At 71.4% G+C, this 12278-nt stretch carries 12 protein-coding genes; 6 read left to right on the top strand and 6 right to left on the bottom strand.

Features of this window, described 5'->3' with window-relative positions; translation table 11 throughout:
* Nucleotides 1-6 precede the first annotated feature (6 nt).
* Nucleotides 7-303: a hypothetical protein gene (locus EOT10_RS13070; RefSeq protein WP_127828335.1), complete on the top strand. Its 297-nt coding sequence runs from the start codon at nucleotides 7-9 to the stop codon at nucleotides 301-303.
* 89 nt (nucleotides 304-392) lie between these two features.
* On the opposite strand, the gene EOT10_RS13065 is transcribed toward EOT10_RS13070, so the two are convergent.
* The 3 genes from EOT10_RS13065 to EOT10_RS13055 are packed head-to-tail and all read right to left on the bottom strand — an operon-like array spanning nucleotide 393 to nucleotide 3443.
* Nucleotides 393-986 (bottom strand): TetR/AcrR family transcriptional regulator, encoded by a 594-nt coding sequence (locus tag EOT10_RS13065; RefSeq protein ID WP_127828600.1) that lies wholly within the window; start codon nucleotides 984-986, stop codon nucleotides 393-395.
* A gap of 25 nt (nucleotides 987-1011) precedes the next feature.
* Nucleotides 1012-2679: a class I adenylate-forming enzyme family protein gene (locus EOT10_RS13060; protein ID WP_127828334.1), complete on the bottom strand. Its 1668-nt coding sequence runs from the start codon at nucleotides 2677-2679 to the stop codon at nucleotides 1012-1014.
* Nucleotides 2676-3443 carry an SDR family oxidoreductase gene (locus tag EOT10_RS13055; protein WP_127828333.1) on the bottom strand — a complete coding sequence of 256 codons (768 nt, stop codon included), beginning with the start codon at nucleotides 3441-3443 and terminating at the stop codon, nucleotides 2676-2678. The genes EOT10_RS13060 and EOT10_RS13055 overlap by 4 nt, the downstream gene beginning before the upstream one ends.
* Nucleotides 3444-3591: 148 nt before the next feature.
* On the opposite strand from EOT10_RS13055, the gene EOT10_RS13050 reads away from it, so the two are divergent.
* The gene (locus tag EOT10_RS13050) at nucleotides 3592-4842 is read left to right on the top strand and encodes an exo-beta-N-acetylmuramidase NamZ family protein (RefSeq protein WP_127828332.1); all 1251 of its coding nucleotides are present in this window, start codon (nucleotides 3592-3594) and stop codon (nucleotides 4840-4842) included.
* 55 nt (nucleotides 4843-4897) lie between these two features.
* Here EOT10_RS13050 and EOT10_RS13045 read toward each other — a convergent pair whose 3' ends face one another.
* Complete coding sequence (locus EOT10_RS13045; RefSeq protein ID WP_127828331.1) at nucleotides 4898-7747, bottom strand: penicillin acylase family protein; 2850 nt, start codon at nucleotides 7745-7747, stop codon at nucleotides 4898-4900.
* A 266-nt stretch (nucleotides 7748-8013) separates the two neighbouring features.
* Here EOT10_RS13045 and EOT10_RS13040 point away from each other — a divergent pair, with 266 nt between their 5' ends.
* A complete protein-coding gene (locus EOT10_RS13040; protein WP_127828330.1) occupies nucleotides 8014-8616 on the top strand; it encodes a hypothetical protein in 603 nt (200 codons plus the stop codon).
* Between the two features lie 30 nt (nucleotides 8617-8646).
* Here EOT10_RS13040 and EOT10_RS13035 read toward each other — a convergent pair whose 3' ends face one another.
* Nucleotides 8647-9171, bottom strand: a complete 525-nt coding sequence (locus tag EOT10_RS13035) for a hypothetical protein (protein WP_127828329.1) — start codon at nucleotides 9169-9171, stop codon at nucleotides 8647-8649.
* A 151-nt stretch (nucleotides 9172-9322) separates the two neighbouring features.
* On the opposite strand from EOT10_RS13035, the gene EOT10_RS13030 reads away from it, so the two are divergent.
* Nucleotides 9323-10555, top strand: coding sequence for a sensor histidine kinase (locus tag EOT10_RS13030; RefSeq protein ID WP_223280957.1), 1233 nt, complete (start codon nucleotides 9323-9325; stop codon nucleotides 10553-10555).
* Nucleotides 10552-11214 carry a response regulator gene (locus EOT10_RS13025; RefSeq protein ID WP_127828327.1) on the top strand — a complete coding sequence of 221 codons (663 nt, stop codon included), beginning with the start codon at nucleotides 10552-10554 and terminating at the stop codon, nucleotides 11212-11214. The genes EOT10_RS13030 and EOT10_RS13025 overlap by 4 nt, the downstream gene beginning before the upstream one ends.
* 11 nt (nucleotides 11215-11225) lie before the next feature.
* Here the strand turns inward: EOT10_RS13025 and soxR are convergent, their stop codons facing one another.
* Nucleotides 11226-11693 carry a redox-sensitive transcriptional activator SoxR gene (gene soxR / locus EOT10_RS13020; protein WP_127828326.1) on the bottom strand — a complete coding sequence of 156 codons (468 nt, stop codon included), beginning with the start codon at nucleotides 11691-11693 and terminating at the stop codon, nucleotides 11226-11228.
* Nucleotides 11694-11809: 116 nt separating this feature from the next.
* On the opposite strand from soxR, the gene EOT10_RS13015 reads away from it, so the two are divergent.
* The gene (locus EOT10_RS13015) at nucleotides 11810-12271 is read left to right on the top strand and encodes a MaoC family dehydratase (protein ID WP_127828325.1); all 462 of its coding nucleotides are present in this window, start codon (nucleotides 11810-11812) and stop codon (nucleotides 12269-12271) included.
* The last annotated feature ends 7 nt before the right edge of the window (nucleotides 12272-12278 follow it).

Below are 12278 nucleotides of genomic sequence, written 5' to 3'. Positions count from 1 at the left end.
GGAGCCATGACCACTCTCCACCACGAACACCCGGTGCACGAGCACACCCACGGTGAGGGCTGCGGCCACCCCGCGGTCCCGCACGGCGACCACGTCGACTACGCGCACGACGGGCATCTGCACGCCGAGCACAACGGTCACTGGGACGAGTGCGAGCCCGGCGCCCACACCACGCACCAGGGCCACGAGCACCGCCACGGCCCGGACTGCGGACACGAGTCCGTCACCCACGGCGACCACGTCGACTACGTCCACGACGGCCACCGGCACGCGGCGCACGACGGCCACTGGGACGACCACTGACGGTCCCCGATGTCCATGTGTAAGGGGCGGTCGCCATGGCGACCGCCCCTTACACATGCCCGTGCCCTTGCCCGTGCCCTTGCCCGTGGCTACGGCCGCAGCGCGCGCAGCAGCAGGTCCGCCAGGTGGTCGGCGACCTCCTGCGGGGTGAGTGGCCCGCCCGGGCGGTACCAGGTGGAGAGGTGGTGCACGGATCCGAAGTGGTAGTCGACGACCAGGTCGGCGGGCGTGGCCGTGGAGAACACGCCGGTCTTCTGGCCCTCCTCGATCAGGGCCCTGAACCGCTCGTGGTAGCGCCGCCGCTCGGCCCGTACCTGCTTGTTCTTCTCCGGGCTGAGGTGATGCATGGAGCGGAAGAAGATCGACGCGTCGTCGAGGTTCTCGATGGTCGTGACCACCACGTCGGCCGCGGCGTCGCGCAGCCGCCGCTCCACGGGCGCGTCGGCGTCCGCGAACGCGTCGAGGCGTTCCTGCTGCAGGCGGAGCACCCGCCCGTAGATCTCGTGCAGCAGGTCGTCCTTGGAGCCGAAGTAGTGGTAGAGCGCGCCCTTGGTGACGCCGGCCGCCTCGACGATCTCCTGGACCGAGGTGCGGTCGTACCCGCGCTCGGCGAAGAGCCGGGTGGCGGCGGCGAGCAGCCTCTGCGGGACGGGCGTACCGTCCGAGTCCGTCGTCCTGGGCACTGCCGCCACCTGCTTTCTCCTGCGATCAGTCGGTCCGTTCACGGGAACGCAGTTCCCGTCGGAGGATCTTCCCACTTGTGGTCTTCGGCAGCTCCGGCAGGATCTCCACCTCGCGCGGGTACTTGTACGCGGCGAGCCGTTCCTTGCAGTGGGCGGCGAGCTCGTCGGGGCCCACCGAAGCGCCCGGACGCAGACTCACGTACGCCCTGACCGTCTCACCGCGGTAGGGGTCCGGGACGCCCACGACGGCGGCCTCGCGGACGGCCTCGTGGGTGTAGAGGACGTCCTCCACCTCGCGGGGCCAGACCTTGAAGCCGGAGGCGTTGATCATGTCCTTCTTGCGGTCGACGACGTAGAGCCAGCCATCGGCGTCCATGAAGCCGATGTCACCGGTGCGCAGTTCGCCGTCGGGGAAGGTCTCGGCGGTGGCGTCGGGGCGCTTCCAGTAGCCGGGCACGACCTGGGGGCCGCGCACGGCGATCTCTCCCTGCTCGCCGAACGGCACCTCCTGGCCGAGGTCGTCCACGATCCGGACGACGCTGTCGGGTCCCGGGACGCCGACGGCGAGGGTGCCGGAGGCGGGGTCGACGGGGGCTTCCTTGCCGGGCGGCACGGTGGCGCAGGGCGCGGTGCACTCGGTGAGGCCGTAGCCGTTGTGGATGTAGGGGCCGAAGGCCGTCCGGAACTTCTCCACGAGGGCGGGCGGCACCGGCGCCCCGCCCGACGAGATCGAGTCGAACGAGGCGAAGTGCGCGCGGGTCGCGGCCGGGTGGGCGGCGAGCGCCATGAAGGCGGTGGAGGGGCCCACGGTGTAGGCCGGCCGGTGCTCCGCGAAGGCGTCCAGGACGACGCCGGCCTCGAAGCGGTAGGCGAGGGCGAGGGTGCCCGCGTTCGCGAAGGAGGACACCAACTGGCAGACCATGCCGGTGATGTGGAACAGCGGCGCGAGCCCGAAGTACGTGGCGCCCTCGGGGATGCCGAGTCCGGTGCGCTGGCGTTCGGCGTTGTACGCGATGTTGCGGTGCAGGTTCGTGGCGCCCTTGGGGGTGCCGCTGGTGCCGGAGGTGTAGCTGATGAGCGCGATGTCGTCCGGTCCCGGGTCGCGGCCTTCGGGGGCCGCGTTGCCCTGCCGGGCGACGGTCAGGAGGTCGTCCGCGTCCTCGGCCTGCGGCTCCACGCGTTCGAACTTCAGGACCCGTTCGTCGCCGCGCGTCTGGAGGTCGAGCTCACAGGCGGTGAGCACGATCCGTACGGGAGAGTCCGCGGCGGTCTCGCGCAGGTACGTCTCCCAGGCCCGGTCGGAGCAGATGAGGGCGGTGACGTCGGCGTCGTGCAGGACGTGGGTGACCTCGCCCGACTTGTACATCGGGTTGACGGGGACGACGGTCGCGCCCGCCTTGTAGGCGGCGAGCAGGCCGATCACGAAGTGCGGGGAGTTCTGCAGCATGAGGGCGGCCCGGTCGCCGCGCTCCAGGCCGCGCGCGGCGAGGTGCCCGGCCACCGAGTCGCTGAGCGCGTCGAGTTCCCGGTAGCTGAGGCGGCCGTCGAAGTAGGCGACGGCGGTGCGGTCGGGGGCCGTGCGGACCGCCGCGCGGAAGGCGTGGAGGACGGAGTCCGCCGGGGTGACGGGGGCGCGCTGGGCCTCGGAGAGCTGTCCGAGCCAGGGCCTGGCCGCGTAGATCGAGGTGGTCACTGCTGCGCGGCCTCCATCTTCTGCTGGATGTGGTTCATGTTCGACAGCCAGCGGTCGGGGGCGGCGGCGCGGGCCGCGTAGTACCCGGCGACCTCGGGGTGCGGCAGGATCAGGAAGCGGTCCTCCTCGATGCCCGCGAAGAGCGCGTCGGCGACGTCCTCGGGCTCGATCGCGGTCGGCGCGAGGACGAGCTCCCCGGCCGATCCGGCGGCGGTCAGCATGTCCGTGCGCACGCCCTGCGGGCAGATCGCGTGGACCTTGATCCCGCGGTGCCGGTAGGTGAGGGACAGCCACTCGGCGAACGCGTACGCGCCGTGCTTGGTGACGCTGTAGGGCGCGGCACCGACCATCGTGAGCAGGCCCGCCGCGGAGACGGTGGAGACGAAGCGGCCGCTGCCGCGCTCCAGCCAGCCGGGCAGCAGGGCCTTCGCCGCGCGGACGTGGGCCATGACGTTGACGTCCCAGGCGTCGGCCCAGATCTGTTCGTCGGCGTCCTCGGTGCCGCCGGAGGCGAGCCCCGCGTTGGCGCAGTAGACGTCGATGCTGCCGTCGAGGGCGTCCAGGGCCTCGGCGACGATCCCGGACGCGTCTCCCGGTACCGCTCTGGCGCCGATCTCGTCCGCGACCGCCTTCGCCTTCCCGGCGTCCAGGTCGTTGACGACGACGCGCGCTCCCGACGCGGCGAAGCGGCGGGCGAGGGCGGCTCCGATGCCGCCTCCCGCTCCGGTGACGACGACCCCTGTGCCCCGCAGGCTGTCCACCATCGGTCTCCCTTGACTCGGCTTGGGTCACAGACTAAGCAGTCGGTCAGCCGAGCGGAAGGGGTGCCGGTGTGCGGCTTCGTTCCGCGGACGCGTGCCGCACGTTAGCGTGCGTGCACATGCCAGCTTGCGCGATCACGGAGGTCACCCCATGAACGTGTCCAGACGGAGCCTGCTCGCCGCCACCACCGCCTCCGCGGTGGCCGCCACCGCGGGTGCGGCGTCCCCCGCGCTCGCCGCGGAGCAGGACGGCGGCCGGCTCCGCACCGGCTTCGAGCGGCTCGCGGCCGACGGATACCGGATCCTCGCCGGCCAGAAGGTCGGCTTCGTGACCAACCCGACCGGTGTCACCCGCGACGTCCGGCACATCGTGGACGTGATGCACGCCGACGAACGCGTGCGCCTCACCGCCGTGTTCGGGCCCGAGCACGGCTTCCGCGGCACCGCGCAGGCGGGCGGCTCGGAGGGCCGCTACGACGACCCGGCGACCGGACTGCCCGTCTATGACACCTATCTGAAGAGCGGTCAGCCACTGGCGGACATCTTCACCGCGTCCGGTGTCGACACGGTCGTCTTCGACATCCAGGACGTGGGCGCCCGCTTCTACACGTACATCTGGACGCTCTACGACTGCATGGAGGCCGCGCAGCTCGCCGGGAAGCGGTTCGTGGTGCTCGACCGGCCGAATCCGGTGACGGGCCGGGGTGCCTACGGGCCCGTGCTGCACAAGGAGTTCGCCACGTTCGTCGGCCGCCGTGAGATCGCGCAGGCCCACGGGATGACGGTCACGGAGCTGGCACGCCTGTTCAACGGCGAGTACCTGGCGAAGCCGGTCGACCTGGAGACGGTCGGGATGAGCGGCTGGAAGCGGCGCGACTTCTACGACGCCTCGGGGCTGCCCTGGGTGCCGCCGAGCCCGAACATGCCGACGGCCGACACCGCGCTCGTCTACTCGGGCACCTGTCTGTTCGAGGGCACGAACCTCTCCGAGGGCCGGGGCACGACCCGCCCCTTCGAGCTGCTCGGCGCCGACGGCGTCGACGGGCGCTGGGCGGCCGCCGCCAATGAACTCGCCCTGCCCGGCGTGGACTTCCGCGAGGCGTACTTCGCGCCGACGTTCTCCAAGTTCCAGGGCAGGACGATCGGCGGGGTGCAGATCCATGTCAGGGACCGGGCCGCGTACGACCCGGTGCGCACCGGCGTCGGGCTCCTGGTGACGGCGAAGAAGGTCTGGAAGGACTTCGCCTGGCGCTCCGACAACTGGATCGACAAGCTCACCGGGTCCACGCGGGTGCGGACGATGATCGACGCGGGGGCGTCCACGGACGAGGTGGTCGGGGGCTGGCAGGACGAGCTGGCCGCGTTCCGCGAGGTGCGGGCCCGGTACCTCACGTACAAGTAGGGCGGACAGCGGCGGGCCGGGCATGTGAGGTCACACGCCCGGCCCGGTGGGTCGACTACGGCCGGTGTGACGGGAATTCGACGACCTGCTGGTACGTCGGACGGTTCTGCCACTGGATCGCGCGGTGCGTGATGCCGCCGAGTGCCCGGTGGATGATCGTGTCCGAGCACCACTGGTCGCCGGCCTTGCACGCGTCGTCGCCGGGGTAGACCTCGGTCGCGGGCTTCGCGACGGCCTGCGCGAGCGTGGCGAGCAGGACGTCACGGCAGGCGGCGAGCTTGCCGCCGCCGCAGTAGGCGGCGCCCAGCTTCCCCTTCACCGGCTGACCGAGGACCGTACGCAGATCCTTGTCGGCGTAGCCCCACCAGCCGTACTGGAAGGCCGATCCCGCGTGGGAGCCGGTCGGGCCGTGCCCGGCGGACGGGGACTCGTCGATCGCCAGCTCGCCGGTGAGCGCGCGGTACAGGCCGGCGCCGAGCCCCGGCTCGAACTCGGCCTTCACCAGGAGCGGCCACCAGGCGTCCATGACGCGTACGGCGTCGGGGTGCGCGTAGGTGTGCGAGCCGGCCGAGGTCTGGTTGCGCTGGGCGCCCGCCTTGCGCCAGGCCTCCAGCTGCTGCACGGCCTTGTTCAGGGCCGGGTCGTCGATCGGCTTGCTGCGCACGACCTTGAGGATCTCGGGGAGTACCTGCTCGCCGCGCAGATCGGTGACGGCGGCCTCCTCCATGGCCTGGGTGAGGGAGGCCCGGGTGACGCCGCCGTCGGCGACGAGCCTCTTCACGCGGCCGTCGAGCAGGTCGGCGCGGTGCACGGCGCCGAGGCTGAAGTTGGCGGCGCCGAACCCCTTGGCCTGCTTGTTGTTCCAGGAGACGTAGTAGTCCTGGTTCAGCGAGTTCGGGTGCTGGGACGGCGGGGTGTACGCGGCCGTGTTGTCGGCCGGGTCGAAGTCCCGCCACTCGTAGGCCTTCCGGGCCTTGACCGGGAAGGAGGCGTCGACGCCGTCGGCGCGCACCGGGTTGGCGCCGCTGTTGTAGTACGCGATGTCGCGCGAGTCGGCGTAGAACCAGTTGAAGGCGTAGCTGATGTGCTGCGCCGCCTTCTCGAACGTCGCGGCGTTCTTGACGTACGACGGGTCGTTCAGCATCTGGAAGCCGATGATGGAGTCGGCCTCGTGCCGGTAGGTCGAGCGCAGTGAGGTGTAGGCGACGGGCTTGCCGCCGACGGTGGCGCGGTGCGTGACGATGCCGTACTTGGTGCGGAAGACCTGCATCCGGTAGGAGCCGGCGGCCGTGGAGTCGGCGAGGGTCGGCTTCCAGGCGTTCTTGCGCTCCAGCTTCTCCATGGGCGTGCAGGTGCCGTGGAAGAGGTAGGACGTGGACTGCTTGGTGGGCTTGGCGCCGCCCGGCTCACAGAGGTCGACCGCGTACGTGTCCGTGATGTCCTGGCCTGCCGAGGTCGCCGACCAGGCGTAGTCCTGGCCGCGGCCGAGCTGGATGTACATGCCGACGCCCGCGAAGGAGACGCCGCGCGCGCTGATGCCGGGGCCCTGGAGTTCCTGCATCATCAGCAGCTGCGGGGCGAAGTACCCGGTCTGCGGGCCGAACACGGCGACGGGGTGTCCGGACGCGGTGTGCTTTCCGGAGACGAGGAGGGCGTTGGACATGCCCTTCTTGGACTCGGAGTTCCTGAACATGTCCGCGGGCAGGACGCCCTTGTCGTACATGCCCTGCAGGGGCTTGAGCCGCGCCGGTGCCTCGACGGGGGTCTTCTTCGTCGCCTGGGCCGGCTTGGCGGAGCCCTCACGGTCGAAGACGAGGGGTTCGGTCTCGACGGTGCCCTTGTCGGGCAGTGCCTCGCCGCGCGGGTTCTCCGGCTTCGCCCCGTAGGGGAAGCGGGTGCCGTCGTGGATGGTCGTCACGGCCTCGGGGTCGTCGCGGCCGCGGAAGGACTCCCAGATCTCGGTGCCGCGGCGGACGCCGTACTTCTGCTGGGACTTGAGGAGCGAGAGGGCCTGGTCGACCTCTCCCCCGCCGCCGCCCCCGAAGAGGCCGCCGACGACCGAGGCGAGCGCGATCATGTCGGTCACCTTGAACGGCTGGATCTCGCCCGCGTTCGTGATGGGGTCGATCTTGCCGGTCAGGTCGTACTCGCCGGGGAAGTAGCGCCCGTCCTTCGCCTTCACCCGGTAGGCGTTGAGGCCGTCGATATAGGCCTGCGCGTCGTCCATCGCCTGCTTGCCGCGGGCGCCCTGGCTGGTGCGGATGTACGCGACCTGCTTCTCCAGGTCCTGCTCGGTGTACGGGGCCTGCGGCCAGAACTCCTGCTCGAGTCCCTGGTTGGCGAGGGCGCCGCCCGCGAAGGAGGTGAGCTCGCCCCGGCCGATGTGCCGGAACAGGTCGATCAGCCAGAGCCGGTCCTGACCTGCGGCGTAGCCGGCGCCGAACTCCGTTCCGTAGCGCGTGGAACCTTTGACGTGGGGTACGCCGTTCTTCTTGTCACGGGTGATGGTCACATCGTCGCGGGGGCGCGTGACGGAACCGACCTGACCATCGGGGACCCCGAAGGAGGAGTCGTTGAAGAACTGGGTGAGGGTGTCGTCCGTCAGGGACGGGTACCCGGCGGCGAGCGCGTCGTAGGGGCCGAGTTGATCGTCTGCGTGGGCGGGCTGCGTGCCGAAGAGGCGATGGCCGAGGATCTCCGTCAGCGTGGCGCTGCCGTTGGCGCCGGGCGGCAGGATGTCCGCGCACTGATGACCGCAGTAATCGGTGGCCGGCTCCGCGGCGGTCGCCTGGCCGGCCGGGGACAGCAGCCCCGCCGTGAGGACGAACACCGCGGCGGCCGCCGTGCCGGTGAGTGTTCCGCGGAGACTTCGGTGCTGGGTGGTTCGTGGGCTGCGCCAGAGCATGGTGGTCCTCCCGACGATGGTGGCCCGGAGGTTACCGGCGGTAGGGGGGCGACAGAAGATGAACAAGCGTCACCTTTTCGGAATCACCACACGCGTCCCCCGGGACGCGGCGGCCCCGCAGGACACACCCTGGGGGCCGTTGATGGAATCCATCGGAAATCGGATGGACGGAGAGGGATCCGAATCGAGTGTCGATACGTCTATTCGGGGACGTCCGTACGACGACGACGCCGAAGTACATGTACGTGTGACGGAGGTGCAGGGCGATGGCCGGATTCCGGAGTCTGGCGAGACAGGCGCGCGACCCGCGCAATGATCTGGCACTGCGGCGGTACTCGCTGCGCAAGTGCCTTGAGCGGTTTGCCCCTTACGGGCACCGGGCGACCTGGGACCACCTGTGCTCGCGGGCCGGGTTCGATCCCGAGGACCGGTCCCCCGAGCCGGCGCGGCTGACAGCCGCGGTCGACGAACTCGAGGAGGCGCGGGCCGTCTGGCTCGCGTACGAGGCCCAGTTCGCCGAGCGCCGCCGCAAGGAGAAGCACGACGGGCTGCGCAGACCGGGCACGTTCGACGACTGGCACCGGCTCACCTGGGGCGGCTGCGGCGTCGCCTGGTGCGACGACCCGAGAGTGCACCCCTCGGAACCCCTCGCGGAGGTCCTGCGCCGGCTGATCGCGGCCCTGGAGCGCGAACCCGGCACGGGCTGCCCCGTGTGCGCCGGATCCGCCCTCCTGTGGACGCACGACCTGGCGCACGAGCCGTCGTCGGGACCGGTCTGCACCCACTGCGGCATCGTGGTGCCCCGCCCCGTCCTCACCCCCGCCTCCCTGGCCGACGCCCGGCGCGCCAGGGTCCTCGTCTCGGCGTGAGCGCGTCGCCGCGCCGCGACCCACCGCCCCTCAGCCGCCCGGTGTCATCACGTCCGTCTGGATGGCCAGTTTGAACTCGGCGAGGACGAGCGGCGTGCGGACCAGCGCGTCGCCCGCGCCCCGCGCCGAGATCTTCAGGCCGACCGGGGTTCCCGGGTGCACGAACATCTGCCAGGTGTACGACCGGTACTGACCGCCGCCGGTCGGCGCCGAGTCCGTGGTGGCGGTCGAGTCGTAGCCCGTCGAGCCGGACAGCGGGTCGCGCACGAAGCGCGCCCGGAACTCGCGGGGTCCCGTGTCCGGCTCCCAGAAGACCAGCGCGGACAGGGTGCCCCAGCCGTCGTGACTGGGGTGGATCAGGCCCGCGTGGGCGTCGGGGTACTTCGACCCGGCGCCCCCGCCGTTCGCCGGGTCGTGCATCTTCCAGGGGTCGTACGACTCGTCACCCGCCCCGTAGGGGAAGCGGACGAGGTGGTAGCCGTCGTGGTCGTAGGTGATCTTCTGCGGGCCCGAGCGTGCGGCCTCGTACTTCAGTGAGCAGATGGCGAGTCCCATCGGCGCCTCCCCGTCACGGTGATCCGGCCTCAGGTCATGTTCATTCCCAAGTACCGTGCGGGGCAAGACACTTCCGCGGCCGCGCATGGGCCCGGGGGATGAAGCCCGTGGGCTCATGACCTCGCGAGGCCGCGCGCCTACGATCCACGGTGTGGAAGCCATCGCCGTACCCCCGCCCCCGAAGCGCACACCAGGCACGTCCAGGACCGCCCTGGTCTGGTTCTCGGCCGCGGTGTTCCCTTTCCTTGTCGTGCTGCCGGAGGTCGGTGGCTCGCCGTACACCGAGCCCGGCCTCAGGTCGGGCGGTTCGACGCTCGCCATGGTGCTGCTCGTCCCGGCGCTGCGGCGGCGGCCGCTGGTCGCGCTCGTCATGATGCTGCTCGGCGCGGCGGTCGTGCCCCCGCTGGCCGGCAATCCCGGGGCGATCGCCCTCCTGCCGTTCCTCGCGGTGGACATCGCGGTGGGCTACCTCGTCGCCACGCGGACCCGGACCGTCTGCGCCGTCGCGGTGACCCTGGCGTTCCTCACCCAGTTGCTGATGGTCCCCGCCTTCGGCGGCATCGGGAACAACCTCGTCGCCCTCGGCACGGTCGCCCTCCTCGCCCTCGCCACCTGCTGCATGGTCGGGCTCCTGTCCCGTGAGCGCCGTACGCACCAGGCGGCGCTGCGGTCACGGGAGCTGGCCGACGCGATCACCGCCGAGCGCCTGCGGATCGCCCGCGAACTGCACGACCAGGTCGCGCACAGCATCGGCATCATCGCGATCCAGGCCGGCGTCGGCAGCCGCGTCATCGAGACCCAGCCGCTGGAGGCCCGGGAGGCCCTGCGCGCCATCGAGGCCACCAGCAGGGAGACCCTGTCGGGGCTGCGGCGCACCCTCGTCGCGCTGCGCAGGTCCGCGCCGGCCGCGACCGCGGAGGGTGTGCCGCACTCCCCCGCGCCGGGCCTCGCCGACCTGGAGCGCCTGGCGGAGCGGACCTCCGACGCGGGCGTGCGGGTCGACCTGCGGTGGAGCGGGCGGCGGCGTCAACTGCCGCCCGACATCGACCTGTCGGCGTACCGGATCGTGCAGGAGGCGCTGACCAACGTGGTCCGGCACGCGGGCGTCGACCGGTGCCGGGTGGAGATCGGTTTCGAGGAGGAAGAGCTGTCCGTGGAAATAGTCGACGAGGGGCGCGGGATGCGGGAAGCGGAGCCGGGAGCGGGATTCGGGATCACCGGCATGCGGGAGCGGGTCGCCCTGCTGTACGGGGCGTTCAGCGCGGGGCCGCGCGCGGAGGGCGGCTTCCGGGTCGCGGCGCGGCTGCCCCTGCCGGATCCGGTAGCGGTCGCCGCCGCGCCCGGCACGGACACGGACACGAATACGGAGGCCGGCGCCCGATGAGCATTCGCGTCGTCCTCGCCGACGACCAGCCCCTCGTGCGCTCCGGCCTGCGGGTCCTCATCGCCGACACCCCCGGCCTCGAGGTCGTCGGGGAGGCCGCGAACGGCGAGGAGGCGGTGCGCCTCGCGAAGGAGACCGCACCGGACGTCGTCGTGATGGACATCCGGATGCCGGGCATGAACGGCATCGAGGCCACGAGCCTGGTCACCGCCGGCCCGGGGGCGCCCCGCGTGCTCGTACTGACCACCTTCGACGAGGACGACTACGTGTACGGCGCGCTGCGCGCCGGAGCGAGCGGTTTCGCGGTCAAGGACATGGCGCTCGACGACATCCTCGCCGCGATCCGGGTCGTCGCCGCCGGGGACGCGCTGATCGCGCCGGGGGTCACGCGCCGCCTGATCGCGGACTTCGTGGGCCGCCCCGAGCAGGCGCCGGGGCGCCCCGCGCGCCCGGTCGAGGGGATCACCGAGCGGGAGCGCGAGGTGCTGACGCTTGTGGGGCTCGGCAGGTCGAACAGCGAGATCGCGGAGGAGCTCTACATCACGGTGGCCACGACCAAGTCGCACGTGGCCCGCCTGTTCACCAAACTCGGGGCCCGCGACCGGGTCCAACTGGTCATCACCGCCTACGAGTCGGGGCTCGTCTCGGCGCCCCGCTGAGCGGCCGCCCGTCAGGCGCCGTCCCGGCCCTCCTTCATCAGCCGGGAGCCGGTGCGGCGTTCGCCGAACACGTCGTCCGGGTTCGAGAGCACGCAGTTCTCCAGGGACAGGCAGCCGCAGCCGATGCAGTCGGTCAGGTGGTCCCGCAGGCGGCCGAGCTGGGTGATGCGCTGGTCCAGTTCGGCGCGCCAGGCCTCGGACAGGTGCGCCCAGTCCTCGCGGGTCGGGGTGCGCTCCTCGGGCAGCTCGGAGAGCGCGTCACGGATGGTGGCGAGCGGGATGCCGACGCGCTGGGCGGCGCGGATGAAGGCGACCCTGCGCAGGGTGTCGCGCTGGTAGCGGCGCTGGTTCCCCGTCGTGCGACGGCTGCTGATCAGGCCCTTGGCCTCGTAGAAGTGCAGGGCCGAGACGGCGGCTCCGCTGCGCGCCGACAGCTGACCGACGGTGAGTTCGTGGATCTTGACTGGAATCTGGGGCACCGGGCCGAGCCTACTGGCCGGGACCTGCCGTCGTTGACACAGGTGGCCCCGCCGCAGCATGCTGAGCAAGCGCTTAGACAACCACGCGTGACGCATACATTTGGGAGGCCGGGGACATGGCAGAGCCGAGGGTTTTCGCGACGGTGGACGAGCTGCGCGCGGCGGTGGGCGAGCAGCTGGGGTACAGCGACTGGACCGAGATCGAGCAGAAGCGGATCGACCAGTTCGCGGACGCCACGGGTGACCACCAGTGGATCCACGTCGACCCGGAGCGCGCCAAGGACGGGCCGTTCGGCACGACGATCGCGCACGGCTATCTGACCCTGTCCCTGCTGCCCCTCTTCGGACCGCAGCTGATCAAGGTCGACGGCATGAAGATGGGCGTGAACTACGGGACGAACAAGGTCCGTTTCCCCGCCCCGGTGCCGGTCGGCTCCCGCCTGCGGGCCACCGCGAAGATCACCGGGGTCGACGACGTGCCGGGTGGGGTGCAGGTCTCGGTGGCGTTCACGGTGGAGCGCGAGGGCGGCGAGAAGCCGGTGTGCGTCGCGGAGTCGGTGTCCCGCTACTACCTCTGAGTCCCCT

This window comes from Streptomyces antnestii, from assembly GCF_004005495.1.
Classification (GTDB): Bacteria; Actinomycetota; Actinomycetes; order Streptomycetales; family Streptomycetaceae; genus Streptomyces; species Streptomyces antnestii.
This window is presented reverse-complemented; position numbering and strand designations above follow the sequence as displayed.